This is a genomic window from Congregibacter variabilis, assembly GCF_045689235.1.
GTDB lineage: Bacteria > Pseudomonadota > Gammaproteobacteria > Pseudomonadales > Halieaceae > Congregibacter > Congregibacter variabilis.
This window is the reverse complement of sequence record NZ_CP136864.1, coordinates 25657-41258: the sequence shown is the minus strand read 5'-3', so window position 1 is coordinate 41258 and position 15602 is coordinate 25657. Positions and strand designations below refer to the sequence as shown.

Sequence of the window (15602 nt, the reverse complement as noted above, 5' to 3'; positions counted from 1 at the left end):
GGCGCCGTTTTAGTCTCGATTCAGAACCTAAAAGCTATAACGGAAGTCTACTCCGTAGCTCTGCAGCGCTGATGGATGCAGGAAGCTGCCACCAAACTCCGGGGTAGGAATCACTTCCTGAAGATACTCTTCATCTGTGATGTTACGACCCCAGGCAGTAATCGCCCAGTTCTCTCCCTCAAGACCTACACGCAGATCCATAGTACTGAAGGCATCTCGCGAAGACTTGGAGAAGTTCTGGTTAAAACCAGGACCAAAAAACGCGTTCCAAATCGTCGGTGTCTCCTCGCCCTGAAGCGTGTGGAACCACATCTCGCCGGTGTACTGCCAATCCAAACGGCTCACCAGTTGCATACTACCGCCAACGGGAAAGCTCAGTTCAGCGCCAAGGTTACCGGTGAGATCCGGAGCCTGCGGAACGTCATTGCCCTCTGACAGCGGACGATGCTCGTTCTTCTCGATCTCTGAGTCCATAAGACCTACACCGCCGTAGACTGTCAGATACTCTGTTGCTACGAAGGTAAAGTCGGCCTCAACGCCCTGAATATACAATTCGTCGATCGTCGTAACCGTACGCAAGATGCCGAACGGACCCGCGTAGAACTCAAAGAACTGATTGTCTTCGACATCGGTGCGGAACGCGGCTGCGTTGAGGCGCAAGCGCCGATCCATCCATTCAGACTTAAAGCCCAACTCGAATGCCGTGGAGATCTCCTTATCGTAGTCATCCGTAACTTGCAGCTGTGCGTCCACCACTTCGCCCGGACCGCCGAAACCTGAGTTAAACCAGAAGTTAAGAAGATCCTCGGTACCAATCGCATTAAAGCCGCCACTACGGAAACCCAGTCCATAGCTTGCGTACACATTTACTGCGTCAGTCATTGCCCAGTTCCAGGTGGCCTTGGGCTGAAGCTGACTAAAGTCCCGGGCACGATCCGGAATACCGTTGGGGTTGTTGGCAAACGCCGGGTTGATAGGCAGAGGAGCACCCGTCGCAGGATCCAAAAGGTTAATGTTCAGACCCGAGTTCACAACGTTGGGCACTTTGTTACTGACTTCTCGCTCTTCGCGGTCATAGCGAAGTGCGAATGCCAATTCCATAGTGTCTGACAGATCAAATTCCAATTGACCATAGATCGCAAAGACCTCGGTATTGAATTCGTCCCAAAACAGCAGATCGGTGGGGTTGGGGCCAGTGGCATCCACATAGGGCTGCTTCAGAAAGCCTTGCCCCTGATCGGCACCGTAGCCAACCAAAGACTCGCGCTCAATATCAGCGTAGTACACGCCCGCAATCCAACGAATAGCGTCATCCTCTGGACCCACGAGACGCGCGTCGATACTAATGTCTTCCTGGTTACGCTCCTGATACTGATATCCATCACAGGTTAATGGGGTGTACGGCCCGTAAACGCCCTGAAAATCCGCCCCCGGTGGCAAGACGCCAAAGGGGTTGAATGGCTCGCCGAACAGGTCTGGCCGCGTAAAGCTGTTGAGCTCTCCCCGCCCTGCCTGGCACGACGGCGTCAACTCATACCCATAAAACGTCGCCGCCGTTCCATCTGACAGCAAGGACTCATCGAGGCTACTGTAAGCCACGTTGGCCACCAAGTCGGCGAAGTCCAGAGCCCAATCAAGTTTCACCGCAAAATCAGTCGTCGTTTGCTCATTCTCGCCTGGCGTATTGAAGGCAAAACGGAAGTCCACGTCATTGACGTCCTGATTGTAGTTCGGCGCCCCAAAGGCATCGACAAAGGCCGGGATCGCAAAGCCTGCATTAAAGTTGATCGCCCCGGCAGTAACGTCTGAATACCCACCGCGAAAATCCAAAGTCAGATTATCTGTGACATTCCACTTAAGACGACCCCGGACGCTGGTATCTTCAAGGTAGTCCACAACATCATCTTGATTCGTGAAAATGTTTTCATAGAAACCGTTGGTTTCACTGGTGCTGATTGCGATACGGCCCAGTAACTTATCCTTGATAATTGGGCCACTGAACATGGCGTTGCCGCGCAAGGTTCCCACGTTACCAACGGTGCCGCCCACACGTCCTTCAAATTCATTGGTGGGCTCTTTGGTGGTTACAAGAATCGCGCCGGCTACAGCATTACGACCGTACAAAGCGCCCTGGGGGCCTTTGAGCACTTCGATCTGCTGCACATCAAACAGCTCTTCATTAAAGCTGTTGGGGTTCGTACTCAGCACACCATCGACCACATACGCAAAGGTCGACTCGGCATCCCGCGTAGAAATAATGCCGCGAATGCTCAGCTGGGTATCACCAACGTTTGCTGAATCCACCAAGGTCACGTTGGGTATGAGGCCCACGTAATCTCCTGCACGCTGGATACCCGCGCGTTGAATTGTGTCTTCGTCAATAGCCGAGATCGCGATGGGTACTTCCTGAAGGTTCTCAGAACGCTTCCGCGCGGTCACGACGACCTCTTCGATTGCCAGGTTGTTTCCCTGGGCCATCACCCATTGTGTTGCCGGCATCAACAGCGTGGCTGCCAGAGCCTGCACTAGCGGTTTCTTCATGCTTTGCATTACCGTTCTCCTACCCTCGTGAGTATTGTTTACTTTTTTTATCGCCGGCACGCCCTGTGCCAAATCCCTCGTTCCAGTCCATTTCTTTGAGGCGTCGCCACAAAGTGGTCGGACTGATACCTAACTCCCTGCTCACTGCAGTTTTATCACCGGCGAAGCGATGCATAGCATCCGCAATCGCGCGAGCTTCCTGCTCCTTAAGTAAACCCGGAGGTATCTCCTCTCCCTGCTGTGGGGCAAGTAACTCTGGAAGTAGCTCCTCTAAACTTAGCTCTTCGATAGCAACGCCATGGGCCGCATTTACGGCCAAACGTTCGGCAAAATTCTGTAGCTCCCGCACATTCCCGGGCCATCGATACTTCATGAACGGCCCAGTAAGCTTTTGCATAAGTGCCGCCACATCCAGCTCTGCTTCGTACTGCTGCGCATATTCACGCAAGTAGTACTGTGCAATAGCTGCCACGTCCTCCGGACGCTCTCGCAGAGGTGGAAGCCGTAAAGTAAATACGTTGAGGCGGTAATAAAGATCATCACGAAAAGTGCCGGCATCTACGGCCGCCTGAAGGTTCGAATTGGTGGCCGCGATCACCTTGAAGTCCAAGGTCAGTTCTCGAGTGCTTCCCACCGGCCGCACGCTGCGCTCCTGAAGCACCCGCAACAGCTTGACCTGCTGTGATAGCGGCATCTCACCGATTTCATCGAGATACAGAACACCCCCATTGGCCTGCTCAACGAGACCGACCCGCCCGCCTCGCCGGGAGCTGGTAAACGCGCCATCAACGTACCCAAAAAGCTCACTCTCAAAGAGTTCATTGGGAATGCTTCCACAGTTAATGGCAACCAGAGCGCCGTCACGATAATCCGAAGCCTGATGCAGCTCTCTGGCGATATGCTCTTTGCCGGTGCCACTCTCTCCCTGCAGAAGCACAGCGGCATTGCCCCGGGCGTAGGTTCGCGCCAACTCCGCCACACGAGACATTTGTGGGGAGTCAATGACAAAACGTCCTGGCTGCTGCGCTTCACGCCGCTCTGCGGAACGCACTCGCGCCTGCCGCAGGGCTTCATCCAGCATCTGTCGAGCTGACTCTCTGCTGTAAAGCAGCACAGCCGGCAATCCCCGCCGGCTGGCCAGCTCACAAATGTAGCTGGGTCCCACAACGACGTCGGCACTGTCCGCCGCTGCCATCGCTAACAAACGCTCTGCCGCCTCGTCAGTGGTCGTGTAAGTTTCGTGTTTTAGGCCATCGCCAATCAAAGACGGCAAAGCAGTGAAAAGACGACTTTCGGGTTCGGGTTTTGGCGCATAGGTGAACACATGCACACGTGCCCCAATACGCCGGGCACGAGCTACTGCATCAATAATGTCGGTGTCAGTCACAGGCTGAGACAACACGGGAATTTTGAGGGAGTTCTTTAAAAATGCGGCGTTTGAACCGGCGCTGGCAACGACATCAGGTTGATGTTCTTTTACCAGAGCTTGATAGTCCACACTGCCAGAAGCAACGGACTCCACCATGATGATCTCGGCTTCATCTTTATATTCGGCAATGACCGAATTGATGAGCTCACTGAACTTGCGATAGCCAATCAACAATATGCGGGCACGATTACTCAAAGAGCGTCTCCCACTGCCGCCAAAGTATCACTCAAGGATACTACCTCAGCATACTTTGCGTGCATGTCATGCAAGTTAGCCGCATGGGCTGCTGCGTTACGATCACCTACCGCTTCTTCAGGAACCCACACGACGTAACCGTGCTGCAGACCATCCACCACTGACGCCCGAACACAGCCACTGGTCGTCAGTCCCACAATCACGAGCGAATCTGCATTTTGCGATTTGAGCCAAGCCAAGAGGCCGGTACCAAAAAACGCACTGGCATAGTGTTTCTCAAACACCGGCTCACCATCAACAGGACGAAGACGCTTGTCCACATCCACCGCTGCGCTGCCACTTTTCAGAATATTCAAAGCCGGAAGTCGCGCCCGGAATACCTTCGCCTGATTGGACTGGTCATACACAACCGATGTAAAGCATACCGGGAGGCCTTTGCGACGAAATGCCCGCTGCAACTGTCCACAGGCATCCACCACAGCGTCGCTGGGGGATCCAAGAGGACCATGCTCATCGGTAAAAGCATTGATCATATCGATCAGCACCAGCGCCGGGCGAGCGCCAAGCGCTTGTGATTGTCGAGCAAGATCAGCCATGACTCAGGCTTGATACTCCGACGGAAACTGCGGCGCCACCGGTGGCGGCAAGTGCGTCTCCTCTTCACAACGCGCCTTAATCTCTTCGATAGTACCCCCGCGATTGAACAATGGCTGATCGTCACTGCGGGCCGCGCGCAGTTGCTCACGAAGGGACTCCGTCGCTGCGGTATCCACACTGCCATCAGAAGCCATGACAACACCGTAACGTTTAGCGCCCTCTACACTGACCAGACGTCTAGCGATATCGGCGCGCACAAGCTCGGGATCACGAGCGTAAGGGTCACCCCAGCCACCACCACCCCAGGTATTGAAGTAGAGCAAATCACCGGCTTTAACCTTCACTCCCTCTACTTTTGCCGGGAGCCATTGCTCGCTGCCATCCACTCTTACCAGACGCTTCGTCGAACGCTGACCTGTATCGCCACCGAGAACGCCCCAGGGATGTGTCAACCATCGCTCGTCATGAATCCCGATCTCTCCATCAGCGAGGAATCGATAAGCGACAGAAAGACCGTTGCCACCGCGGTGAAGACCCGCACCACCAGAATCCCGAATAGTCTCGTAACGCTCTATGCGCAGCGGGAAGTAGGATTCGATGAACTCATTAGGCACATTGGTAAAACCGGGCCACAGAGAATGCCCGTCAGGACCATCGCCCACGGGACGCCCGGGAATCCCCCCAAAACCGATCTGGAACAACTGGAACCATTCGCCATCTTTGCCTGGGCGACGGTCGTAACCCGAATAGAAAAGGTGTGGTGAGTCAGAGAAACCCGCAGCGTTGAGCATTTGCTCAGGTGCACCCATGCCTAACAGGGCACCCAAAAGGTCAAAAATTCTACCTAGAGCATGCGTCCGCCCGGACAGAGCTGCAGGAAATTTCGGCTTGAGCAAGGTGCCTTCGGGAATGCGCACGTCCACCAGGTCATAGAAACCGTCGTTGAAAACGATCTGCGGATCCACGACATTGATGGTGAACGAGCCGAAGAACATTTTGAACATGTCTTCGTTGAGGAAAAAGTTCACCGAACTCTGTGCCTGGGGGTCGGTGCCATCAAAATCGAATATGGCGGTAGAACCTTCGCGCCACATGCGACACTTGATGCGATAGGGACCCATTCCCATGCCGTCATCGCAAAGATAGTCTTCGAACTCTCGGGGCTCCTCGGGAATAAACATCTCGATGATGTGCTTCATCGCCGAGTGGTTGCGCTGCAGCATAACGTCCATGGTGGACTTGAAAATATCGTCACCGAAACGCTCAGCAAGCTCGACGCAGCGCTTGGCAGCCGTATTACAAGCCGCAACCAAAGCATTGAGATCGAAGCGATTCCACTGTGGCGTGCGCACGTTGTGCAGAATCAGCTCCAGCAAATCCGTCTGCAACTCTCCCCGCTTATAGAGTTTTGTGGGGGGAATACGAATGCCTTCCTGGTAAATCGTTGTCGCTTCAATGGGGATCGAGCCGGGCACCATCCCGCCATTGTCTGACATATGGCCGAACATCGCCGACCAGGCAATGTGTCTACCGCCTTTGAAAACCGGCACAAGAACTACCCAGTCCGGAAGATGCGATACCGCTGCATTACACATGTACGGATCGTTGGTGAGGATAATATCCCCCTCCTCGATCTCGGCGTCATAGGCTTCAAGAAATGGCCCGATAAACGAACCGAACTGGCCCACAACCATCTTTCCGTCACGGTTGGCAATCATTGGAAAGCAGTCGCCCTGCTCTCGAATACCGGGCGACATGGCCGTGCGAAACAGAACCGCGTCCATTTCTTCCCGGGCATTGCGCAGAGCGTTTTCAATAATATCGACCGTTACGCCGTCGACATCCACTGACAGAAGCTGCGCTGTATTACTTTCAATAATTCTTGCAGGCATATCACGCGCCTCCGTTGCTGGGATTAATCAATAGATTACCAATGGCATCGACAGTGGCCGCGTAGCCGGGAAGCACCACCGTCGTCGAGTCCATTTCTGCGACAACGCAGGGACCAGGAACATCGAGTCCACTGTGCAAGCGATCACGGTCGTAAATCGGCGCGGAATGCCAGGCACCATCAAAGTAGAAGCGGCTATCGTGAACCTTACACTCCTCCAGAGAGTTATCGCTTTCACCGAGCTGCCGGTCAGCGATCTTGCGAGCCGCCGCTTTTACCACGGCACGAATCATCAATATCTCGTGTCCATCGCCTAGCTTGAAGGTAAACAGCTGCTGATGCTCTGCATCAAAGGCCTCGGTGAGTAGTGCAACGCCCTTCTCGCCCAGCTCCTGCTCATCAAAGTCCACGGTAATCTGGAAGGCCTGCCCTGCATAGCGAAGGTCCGCCTGATATGAGACCTCGTGTTCTTCGTCGGGAATACCATCCGCGCGCAGCGCCTCGCCTGCGCGATCGCGTAACTCATGCAGATCTTTGAGCATCTGGGCGTCACTCAGGTCACCGGCCATGGTCAGATAGGTTCGCGCCGCCTCATCCTGCACCTGTGTCGTTGCGTCACCGTAGGCGCAAAGAACGCCAGGACCCGGAGGCACTATCACTGGCCAGGCGTCAGTGAGTATCCCCAGAGCGTTAGCATGCAAAGGCCCCGCTCCGCCGAACCCCACCAGCGCGAAATCTCTGGGGTCATAACCCTGCTCCACAGACACCAGGCGCAGAGCACCGAACATGGATTCGTTAACGATCTTTATGATGCCCTCGGCCGCTTCCATGAGACCTATACCCATGGCATCAGCTACTTTCTGTACCGCTTTTTCGGAGGCGTCACGATTGATCTGCATTTTGCCGCCAAGCTGCACATCCGACGGTAAATAACCCAGCACCACGTTTGCATCACAAACTGTCGGCTCTTCGCCTCCCTTCATGTAGCAGGCCGGCCCTGGAACGGCACCGGCGGACTCTGGCCCCACGCGCAAGGCCTTGGTCAACTCTGGAACAAATGCGATGGAACCGCCGCCTGCGCCCACTGTACGCACATCCACAGAAGGCGCTCGAACGCGGACATCACCCACGATAGTCTCTCGTCGGACCCTTGCACGCGCATCCTGAATCAGCGCCACATCGGTAGACGTTCCGCCCATATCAAAAGTAAGAATGTCGCGAAATCCAGCGCGCTCACAGAAATAAATAGCGCCAGCCACGCCACCCGCCGGCCCGCTCATGAGCAGGTTCACCGGAGAATCGGCGGCAGCGCGAGCCGAGGCCAAACCACCATCAGAGCGAAGTATAGAAAGCTGCGAGCCATCGCCAAGACGCTCGTTGAGGGCTCCCTGGAGATTATTCACGTAACGCGCGACCTCAGGCCGTACATAGGAATTGACCACCGTAGTCTCTGTGCGTTCGTATTCCTGCATCTCCGGAACAACGTCACTGGAGACCGAGATCGGCGTATCACCGAAAATTTCTGCGGCAATTGCTGCAACCTGTCGCTCGTGCTCAGGATTAATGTATGCATTGATCAGACAAATGGTGAGAGCCTCGACCTCACCACTATCGTGCAGGACCTGCAGGTCACGTCGCAGTGCAGCTTCATCCACTGGCTGAACTATCTCGCCGTCGGCTCCGATCCGCTCTGTAGCACCGATGGTCAGCTCCAGAGGCGCCAGCAGCGGGCTCTTTACAAAACTCACCCAGCCGCCGAGACCCCCGGGACAGTAGGAACGTGCGACTTGCAAGGTATCTTCAAAACCGGCTGTGGTGACCAGTCCTACGCGGGCGCCTCGCCCGGTCAGTACTGCATTAGTCGCTACGGTTGTGCCGTGCATGACCAATTCGATATCCCCGGGACTGACACCGGACTCTTCGCAGATGCGTGCGATACCGTTCAGTACGCCGATGGAGGAGTCCTCCGGCGTAGAGGGAACTTTGGCCGTAAAAGTCTCTCCGCTCTCTTCATTGAGAAGCAGAAAATCTGTGAACGTACCACCTACGTCTACACCCAATCTGTAACTCATCCCTTTTCCTTCTGCTTTGTCAGGGCACCGGTATCCATCGACGCCAAAAATTATTTTTAAGCCGCGTTTTGACTCAACCAGTAATGCGCGCGTCCACCTTGAGGCTGGCCCAGCATCTCACCAATCAAATCAACGACATTGAGTAAGGCTGGCATATCAACACCCGTTGCATAGCCCAATTGCTCACAGAGCATTACCACATCTTCGGTCGCCACATTGCCCTTTGCCCCGGGAGCAAAGGGACAACCTCCAAGACCACCAACGGAAGAATCAAAACGTCGAACCCCGCTCTCAAGAGCCGCGTAAACGTTCGCCAGACCCAGGGCTCGGGTATCGTGGAAGTGGCAAGCTAGCTTGGCAGTTCCGTGCTCTTCACCCAAAGCTGCCATCAACCGCTTCACCTGCCCCGGATTAGCGGCACCGATGGTATCCGCTATCACCAACTCCGATGCGCCGTTTTCAAGCAACTGCGCGGCAAGGCCGCGTACGTAGCCCGGATCCACCAAACCCTCGAATGGACACTCAAAGGCGACCGCCAGATATGCCTGCACTCGAACACCTTCCGAATGACCCCGTTCGATCACCGCCTGCGCCACGGCCATGGTTTCGTCCATGCTCAAATTGATGTTCTTCTGATTCATGGTCTCGGTAGCAGAGACCACCACAGCCACAGTATCAACGCCCGCCTCACGGGCCAGCTCGTAACCCTTCATGTTAGGCACAAGAGCACTGAGCGCAGCACCCGCTCGGTGCCCGAGCCGGCGCGCCAGATCACCGGTGCCTGCCATCTGGGGAACCGCCTTGGGCGAAACGAAGCTACCGATCTCGATGTGGTCAAGACCCGCGCCCAGAAGCGCATCCACAAAGGCGAAACGCTGCTCGAGACTCAGCTCAACGCTCTGGCTCTGGAGCCCGTCCCGAGGACCGACTTCATTGATGATGACTTTGTCTGCTGTTTTCATCTGGCTCATGCCACCGCTCCTGCATCCTTGAGACTCGCAAGCTGCCCGTCGCTGTATCCAAGCAATTCGCGAAGTACCGTCTCTGTGTGCTGACCAAGGAGCGGCGCTGGAGAAAAGCTCTCCTCATCAGTACGCGACAACTTGATCGGATTACCCGGGCCCTTGGTACTACCGCCCTCAGGATGACTAAGTTCTACAACCATATTTCGAGACAAAACCTGCTCATCGGCGAGCGCCTCATCCAATCGATTTACCCGAGCACAGGGGATACGCTTTTCAGTCAACGCCGCAAGCCAGTGCTCAGAGCTTTCTGTGCTGAGTATTTCTCCGAGACGCCGATCGATAAACTCCTTATCCGCCAGTCTCGCCGGTTGAGTGCGGTATTTCTCGTCCCGAAACGCTGGCTCATCGATAACCTCAAGCAGGTTATCCCAGAAACTGTCAAAAATTACGGCGATGATGATGTGTCCGTCTGCGGTGGGATAGCTGTTGTAGGGAACGTGTACAAAATGACTGTTGCCAATGGGATGCGGAACATCGCCGGATAGAAAGTGCATGGTCGCCATGTAGTTGAGCATGGAGATCTGGCAATCGAGCATAGAAATATCGACATGCTGCCCCTGGCCGCTTTGCTCACGCTCGTACAGTGCTGCAAGCACACCCATTACGCCAAACATTCCACCACCGAGATCGCCAATAGGGATACCGGCCCGCGTCGGCTCTTGGGCATCCTGTCCCGTGATCGACATCCCTCCGCCAATGGCCTGTACCACCTGATCAAACGCGGGGCGCTGGTAATTGGGTCCGGCGGAGCCAAATCCAGAGATTGAGCAGGTAATAATTCGCGGGTTTACAGCACTGAGATGCTCAAAGTCGATAGCTAACTTTTTGGTAACACCCGCACTGAAGTTTTCGATAACGATATCGCTATTACGGACCAGGTCGTAGAACACCTCCAGTCCAGCCTCGCTCTTTAGATCAACAGCGACACTCTGCTTGTTTCGGTTCAAAGTGACGAAGTAAGCGCCCTGTCCCTTGAGCGAATTCTTGGGGTCATTGGCAAGCAGCTTGCGAGTGCCCTCGCCTTTGAGAGGCTCGACCTTGATGGTCTCGGCACCCAGGTCCGCAAGAATCATTGCGCCATAGGGCCCGGAGAGCATGTGGGTGAGATCCAGAATCCTCACGCCGCGAAGAGGTTTTGCCATGCGGTCACTCCTTTACGTTGAACTACATGCTGCCCTCATGCTCGCAAGCGCGCCGACCATGGAACTGCTTGGCAGAGTCATCGCAAGAATCAGTCCAATAATGGCAAAAATACCGATTTTCACTTTTTGTCTATGATTATCAACAAGTTAACGTTACATCAGGGTTGTAGTTGTGTTGCTGCGTGCCAAATCACCTCTCAATATCTATTTCAAATGGCAATAGTATTTCAATATGAAACAACATTTCAACATACAGCTGTTGCAAGCGATGCGACAAACAGAGGCGGTGTGGCGACAAACGGCGTTGCCTGCACCGGGCTATCACCAGATACTGCCCACGGTTGTTTACTCACTACATCAGGGGAATTAAATGAGGGCAAAACTGCTGAAACTGAGCGGTCCTATATTGGTACTAGGTATCGCGGTAGGGACGGTCGTGCTCCTGAAGGCTACGGCACCCGAACCTCAAACCGATGAAGCTCCGCCTCGCCCCGTAACGGTCTACACCCATCTTGCAGAAAGCAGTGATGCAGTACTCGACGTGCAAACCCAGGGAGAGGTGCGGGCACGAACAATGATCGACCTTACGGCGCAGGTGAGCGGACGCGTGATATCCGTATCCCCGGAGTACGTCGAGGGCGGACGCTTTAGCCCGGACACTGTGCTGCTGGAAATCGACGACGGAGATTACCGCTTGGCAATGCGGGAAGCCGAGGCTGCAGTGGCTGCGGCAGAGCTCTCTGTGGAGCAAGCACTGGCAGATGCAGACGTGGCGCGCAAACAGCTTCGCGACGTACCCAATGCCTCGAGCCTGTCCCTTAAGAAGCCACAGATCGCAGAAGCAAAGGCCCGTAGAGAAGCTGCGCTGGCGGCCCTGGAACTTGCCAAACTCAACCTGGAACGCACACATGTAAGGCTGCCCTTTGAGGGCCGGGTGGCACGCACCGATGTGCACATTGGAGAAGTGATCACCATGGGTTCAACGCTCGCGGAAGTTTTTTCCACTGATCGGGTTCAGGTTCGACTACCTCTCAACAACCGGCAGCTTGCGGCTCTGGGCCTTCCCATAGGCTATGCCGCAGAGCCCGGCGCCGCACCCACGGTTGATTTCACCGCTGACGTTGCGGGAACCAGCCAGCACTGGACCGGACAGCTGACGCGCATTGATGCTGCCGTCGACCCGAGCACTCGTCTTATCTATGCCACGGCAGAAGTCGAAGATCCTTATGGGATCGGTCGATCTGATCAGGGTATGCCCCTGGCAGTCGGCCTATTTGTAGAAGCCCAGATTACTGGCCGAAGTCTGGAAGACACGGTAAAAATACCGAGCAAAGGCCTGCGCCCCGGAAATCAACTGTTTGTCGTGGATTCCAGCGGAATGCTCGACATCCGCACCGCACAAGTCGCCCACACCACATCTGAATACGCGATTATCAGCGAGGGTCTTCGCCCGGGTGAGCGCCTCATCGTATCCGCATTGCGCAACCCTATTTCCGGCATGGCGCTCTCAACCATCGATGAACGACAGTTCGCAGTAAGGGAACACTGAGCATGGAACGCCTTATTTCCTGGTGGGTGCATAACCCGGTAGCCTCGAACCTTTTGATGGTAGGTATCTTGCTTGCCGGCGTGATGGGCTTTATCGGCATGGAGCGCGAGGCCTTTCCGCAGGTAAAACCCTATCAGGCAAACATCGAAGTGATCTGGCCTGGCGCGGCTCCCCAGGAAGTCGAAGAACAAATCATCTCGCGTATTGAAGACCGCTTGAAGGATCTGGACCAGATCAATCACATTTACTCCACTGCGGTGGAAGGCATGGCCGAAATCACCGTGTCGACTTTCCCCGGGGTCGATATCAACGGCTTTCTCAATGATGTAAAGAATGCCGTGGACTCGGTAACCTCCCTCCCCCGGGACATTGAAAACCCCAGGGTACGACGAAGCCAATTCAAGCAAGAAATGCTTCGCGTCGCTGTGCATGGGGATGTCAGCGAACGCGAGCTTACGCGTCTTTCAGAAGACTTACGTCGCGAGGTCGCCACACTGCCGTGGGTGTCTACTATCGAGCTGTTTGGCACACGCCGCGAAGAAGTGACGGTGGAGCTCTCGGAAGCCTCCATGCGTCAATACGCTCTTTCGTTTGCCGAAGTTGCCGAAGCGATTCGTGGCAGTTCTATCAATCTGTCCTCAGGACAAGTGCGCACCGCAACCGGTGACGTTCAAATCCGTGCGCGCAATTTGGCCGACACAGAGCAGGATTTTTCGCAAATCATCATTCGCCAAAGCGCCGACGGCGGCACTATCCGTGTGGGCGACGTTGCCCGCGTCGTTGACGGATTTGAAGACAATGAAATTCTCGCGACCATGAATGGCCAACCGGCCGTGCTACTGCAGGTGCAAAGCACAGACAATATGCAGGTAGTCAAAGCCAGCGAAGCCGTTCATGCCTGGATGGAGGATCGACGGCCCAGCCTGCCCGAAGGCATAGAGTTGTCCATGTGGTTCGATACGGCCGATATTTACAGTGAGCGCATGCAACTCATTGGCAAGTCCTCCTATCTGGGACTCGCGCTGGTATTTCTTGTGCTGATTCTCTCGCTTCGCCCCCGGGTCGCATTGTGGGTCACCGCCGGGATCGGCGTCGCTTTCGTAGGGACATTCTCGATACTCCCGGTAAACGATGTATCCCTGAACATCATGTCCACCTTCGCTTTTTTACTCGTGCTTGGCATCGTCGTTGATGACGCAATTGTCGTAGGCGAAAGCATCCACCACCACGCCCACGAAATGGGTGGTGGCAGCGCCGCCGCAGTACAAGGTGCCTACGCCGTGTCGCGGCCAGTGATATTCGCCGTACTCACCACCATGATTGCCTTTGCTCCCTGGTTGTTTGTCTCCGGAGAGGCCGCGCAAGTCACGCGCCAGCTATCAATTGTCATCACCGCTGCGCTGACTATTTCTCTTATCGAGGCGTTTCTGATCCTGCCTTCTCACCTTAGAGACCTTTCGCATCGAACGAACCTCAAAGGCTTAGCGCTGCGCCAGCAGCGCATTGAGCACAGCATTACGGGATTTGCACAGCGCGTTTACCAACCGATTCTGCGCTGGGCTATCGAACGCAGATACTTAACTACCAGCGCATTCATCGGTGCCTTTATCATCGCCATAGGCCTGTTTAGCACCGGCTGGGTCAAATTCTATTTCATGCCCCAGGTTGAGAGCTCCCAAATTGTCGTAGAGGTGAAACTTCCGCCCGGAACTTCCTATGACCGAGCACTTAGCGTCCTTGATCAACTGCAAACGGCAGAGCGTACGCTCGTAGAAGAAGTCGAGGCCAATGCACTCTCAACAGGTGAAGGTACCGGGCAGCTCATTGAGGGCTGGTATACGCGGTCACGCAGAGACAACGTTATTGCCATTGTAAAACTGGCGCCACCCGAGGTCCGGGACCTCTCTGCACGAGAGACCGCGGAGCGCCTGCGCACGCTGGTAGGGGATATTCCCGATGCCAACGAAATCCAGGTGAACTACACGCTCAATGACAATGGCGCTGATATCACATACCTGCTGCGGCATCGTGATGGCGACGCGCTAACCGCTGCCTCCAAAGAGCTTCAGGCAAAAATCGGCAGCTACAACGGCGTCCTGGATGTGCGAGACAGCCAGCAAGGAGAGACTGACGAGATCGTCCTGAGTCTAAAGCCCGGCGCCGAGACGCTCGGCATTAGACTTGCTGACGTCTCTCGTCAGGTACGCCAGGCTTACTTTGGCGAAGAAGTTCAGCGTCTTCCCAGAGCAAACGGCGATGTAAAAGTCATGGTGCGCTACCCCACGGAAGCGCGGCGCACGCTATCGAGCCTCAACAACTTTAGAGTGCGCACCGCAGACGGTCGAGAGGTCCCTCTCTTTGCTATTGCCGATGTTGAATTACAAGGCGGCGTTCAACGCATTCAGCGCCGCGACGGCAATCGTGTTGTCTACGTGAGAGCCGACCTCGAACAGGATCTCATCAGCGATATTAAACGCGACATTGAGGAAGGCTATCTTGACGAACTCCAGTCGCGACATCCAGGACTGGTAATCCTCAAGGGCGGCGCTCAAGAAGAAGAAGATCAGTTTATTAACGAGATCGCCTCACTTTATGCTATTGCCCTGTTTGCCATGTATGCGCTTATCGCCATTGCCTTTCGATCCTACTGGCTTCCCTTGCTGATCATGACCGCAATACCCTTTGGCTTTATGGGCGCCATATTCGGACATCTGATTTTTGCGACACCTCTGGCACTGTTTTCTTATTTTGGAATAGGCGCGGCGGCCGGCGTGGTTGTGAACGACAATCTGGTGCTGGTGGACTACATCGGGCGATTACGCGACTCAGGTAAAGGCAGCTTCGAAGCGGTACTCGATGCCGGCGTAAATCGCTTCAGGCCGATACTGTTAACCACGGTTACCACCTTTGTGGGGCTGATTCCCATCATGGCGGAGCGCAGCACGAACGCGCAATTCCTTAAGCCGGCAGTCTTGTCTCTGTCATTCGGCGTACTCTTTGCACTGTTTGTAACCCTGCTACTGGTACCGTCTTTGTATCTGATTGGAGAAGACACCAGAAAAGCAATGCAGACAGCGAGGCAACGTTTCTGGCCGGGGGGCGATGCAAAAGCCGTGAGCGAAACCCTCTCCTGAGCTACCGAACCGCAAGACAAAAAAAGC

At 55.0% G+C, this 15602-nt stretch carries 9 protein-coding genes; 2 read left to right on the top strand and 7 right to left on the bottom strand.

From position 1 onward, the window contains the following. Positions 1–27: 27 nt before the first annotated feature. From R0135_RS00155 to R0135_RS00125, 7 genes are read right to left on the bottom strand one after another with little or no spacing between them, the layout of a single operon-like run. Positions 28–2541 (bottom strand): TonB-dependent receptor, encoded by a 2514-nt coding sequence (locus R0135_RS00155; protein ID WP_407348239.1) that lies wholly within the window; start codon positions 2539–2541, stop codon positions 28–30. A gap of 19 nt (positions 2542–2560) precedes the next feature. Further along, complete coding sequence (locus R0135_RS00150; RefSeq protein ID WP_407348238.1) at positions 2561–4165, bottom strand: sigma 54-interacting transcriptional regulator; 1605 nt, start codon at positions 4163–4165, stop codon at positions 2561–2563. Continuing rightward, on the bottom strand, positions 4162–4761 hold the full coding sequence (locus tag R0135_RS00145) for an isochorismatase family protein (protein ID WP_407348237.1): 600 nt from the start codon (positions 4759–4761) through the stop codon (positions 4162–4164). Before R0135_RS00145 ends, R0135_RS00150 begins: the two co-directional genes overlap by 4 nt. A gap of 3 nt (positions 4762–4764) precedes the next feature. Continuing rightward, entirely contained in the window at positions 4765–6654 is a 1890-nt protein-coding gene (locus R0135_RS00140; protein ID WP_407348236.1) for a hydantoinase B/oxoprolinase family protein, read from the bottom strand. Between the two features lies 1 nt (position 6655). Then, positions 6656–8725 carry a hydantoinase/oxoprolinase family protein gene (locus tag R0135_RS00135; RefSeq protein WP_407348235.1) on the bottom strand — a complete coding sequence of 690 codons (2070 nt, stop codon included), beginning with the start codon at positions 8723–8725 and terminating at the stop codon, positions 6656–6658. Between the two features lie 56 nt (positions 8726–8781). Next, a complete protein-coding gene (locus R0135_RS00130; RefSeq protein WP_407348234.1) occupies positions 8782–9696 on the bottom strand; it encodes a hydroxymethylglutaryl-CoA lyase in 915 nt (304 codons plus the stop codon). Continuing rightward, on the bottom strand, positions 9693–10892 hold the full coding sequence (locus R0135_RS00125) for a CaiB/BaiF CoA transferase family protein (protein WP_407348233.1): 1200 nt from the start codon (positions 10890–10892) through the stop codon (positions 9693–9695). The genes R0135_RS00130 and R0135_RS00125 overlap by 4 nt, the downstream gene beginning before the upstream one ends. Positions 10893–11262: 370 nt before the next feature. Here R0135_RS00125 and R0135_RS00120 point away from each other — a divergent pair, with 370 nt between their 5' ends. Together R0135_RS00120 and R0135_RS00115 are read left to right on the top strand one after the other, a co-directional pair. Continuing rightward, positions 11263–12441 (top strand): efflux RND transporter periplasmic adaptor subunit, encoded by a 1179-nt coding sequence (locus R0135_RS00120; RefSeq protein WP_407348232.1) that lies wholly within the window; start codon positions 11263–11265, stop codon positions 12439–12441. A gap of 2 nt (positions 12442–12443) precedes the next feature. After that, a complete protein-coding gene (locus R0135_RS00115) occupies positions 12444–15575 on the top strand; it encodes an efflux RND transporter permease subunit (protein WP_407348231.1) in 3132 nt (1043 codons plus the stop codon). The last annotated feature ends 27 nt before the right edge of the window (positions 15576–15602 follow it).

Bases quoted from the DNA above. Each gene is read 5' to 3' on its own strand.
- R0135_RS00135 (WP_407348235.1), bottom strand. From the start codon at position 8,725: ATGAGTTACAGATTGGGTGTAGACGTAGGTGGTACGTTCACAGATTTT.
- R0135_RS00115 (WP_407348231.1), top strand. From the start codon at position 12,444: ATGGAACGCCTTATTTCCTGGTGGGTGCATAACCCGGTAGCCTCGAAC.
- R0135_RS00125 (WP_407348233.1), bottom strand. From the start codon at position 10,892: ATGGCAAAACCTCTTCGCGGCGTGAGGATTCTGGATCTCACCCACATG.
- R0135_RS00145 (WP_407348237.1), bottom strand. From the start codon at position 4,761: ATGGCTGATCTTGCTCGACAATCACAAGCGCTTGGCGCTCGCCCGGCG.
- R0135_RS00140 (WP_407348236.1), bottom strand. From the start codon at position 6,654: ATGCCTGCAAGAATTATTGAAAGTAATACAGCGCAGCTTCTGTCAGTG.
- R0135_RS00130 (WP_407348234.1), bottom strand. From the start codon at position 9,696: ATGAGCCAGATGAAAACAGCAGACAAAGTCATCATCAATGAAGTCGGT.
- R0135_RS00120 (WP_407348232.1), top strand. From the start codon at position 11,263: ATGAGGGCAAAACTGCTGAAACTGAGCGGTCCTATATTGGTACTAGGT.
- R0135_RS00155 (WP_407348239.1), bottom strand. From the start codon at position 2,541: ATGAAGAAACCGCTAGTGCAGGCTCTGGCAGCCACGCTGTTGATGCCG.